A 1,324-nucleotide genomic window follows, 5' to 3' on the forward strand; every position below is an offset into this window, starting at 1 on the left:
TGAACCGCCCCGAGATTGCCGGAGGCTCCAACTCTTGAGAGACTGGAGCCATGACGAACCATACCAAATCCCCGAAGTTCTCAGCCGAGGTGCGTGAGCGCGCCGTCCGGATGGTGCTCGACCACGCGGGCGACTACCCGTCGCAGTGGGCGGCGATTGCCTCGATCGCGGCCAAGATCGGCTGCACGGCGCAGACGCTGTCCAACTGGGTCAAGCAGGCTGAGCGTGACGCCGGCAAACGTCCAGGCTTGGCGAGCGACGAGCGCGAGCGACTGAAGCAGCTCGAGCGCGAGGTCAAGGAGTTGCGCCAGGCCAACGAGATCCTGCGCAAGGCGAGCGCGTATTTTGCGCAGGCGGAGCTCGACCGCCGGTCGAAGACATGACGAAGTTCATCGACGAGTACCGGTCAGCGTACGGGGTCGAGCCGATCTGCGAGCAATTGCCGATCGCCCCGGCGACCTACTACGAGCACCTCCGTCGCCGGGAACATCCGGAGACGGCGCCGCCGCGTGTGCAGCGCGACGCCGAGCTCAGCCGCGAGATCCAACGCGTGTTCGACGAGAACTACCAAGTCTACGGCGTGCGCAAGGTGTGGCACCAGTTGAAGCGCGAGGGCTTCGAAGTGGCACGCTGCACGGTGGAGAGATTGATGAAGAAAATGGGCTTGGAAGGCGTCATTCGCGGCAAGCGGGTGCGCACCACCCTACCCGACAAGGCAGCCCCGTGCCCGCTCGATCACGTCAACCGGCGGTTCCGCGCCGAGCGGCCGAACGTGCTCTGGGTGTCGGACTTCACGTACGTCTCGACGTGGACCGGCTTCGTCTACGTGGCGTTCGTCATAGATGCCTTCGCGCGCAAGATCGTCGGCTGGCGGGCGTCACGAACGGCGCACGCGGGCTTCGTGCTCGACGCGCTGGAGCAAGCGCTGCACGATCGCCGTCCGGTCGGCGGCGGTCTTGTGCATCACTCCGATCGTGGCGTGCAATACGTCTCGATCAAATACACCGAGCGACTGGCCGAGGCCGGCCTCGTGCCGTCAGTCGGCAGCGTCGGCGACAGCTACGACAACGCCCTCGCCGAGACCATCAACGGCCTCTACAAAGCCGAGGTCATCTGGCGCAAAGGTCCGTGGAGATCGTTCGAGGCCGTCGAGCTGGCGACGCTCGAATGGGTCGACTGGTTCAACAACCGGCGGCTTCTCGAACCGATCGGCAACATCCCGCCGGCGGAAGCAGAAGCCGCCTACTATGCAGCCCGAAGGGAGACTGCAAAACTCGCCGCCTGACTCAAACCAAACAGCCTCCGGAGAACCCGGGGCGGTTCA

Annotated in this window: 1 protein-coding gene and 1 other annotated feature; the gene reads left to right on the top strand. The window is 65.0% G+C overall.

What is annotated here, in order from left to right:
* Positions 1-50: 50 nt before the first annotated feature.
* A protein-coding gene (locus AB1781_11405) for an IS3 family transposase (GenBank protein ID MEW5705172.1) occupies positions 51-1,285 on the top strand; the annotation gives its coding sequence in 2 pieces (ribosomal slippage) (positions 51-345 and positions 345-1,285; 1,236 coding nt in all).
* Positions 338-454: a sequence feature (AL1L pseudoknot), on the top strand. Its footprint overlaps the gene before it by 117 nt.
* Positions 1,286-1,324 lie beyond the last annotated feature (39 nt).

It is taken from the genome of Pseudomonadota bacterium (genome assembly GCA_040752895.1).
GTDB lineage: Bacteria > Pseudomonadota > Alphaproteobacteria.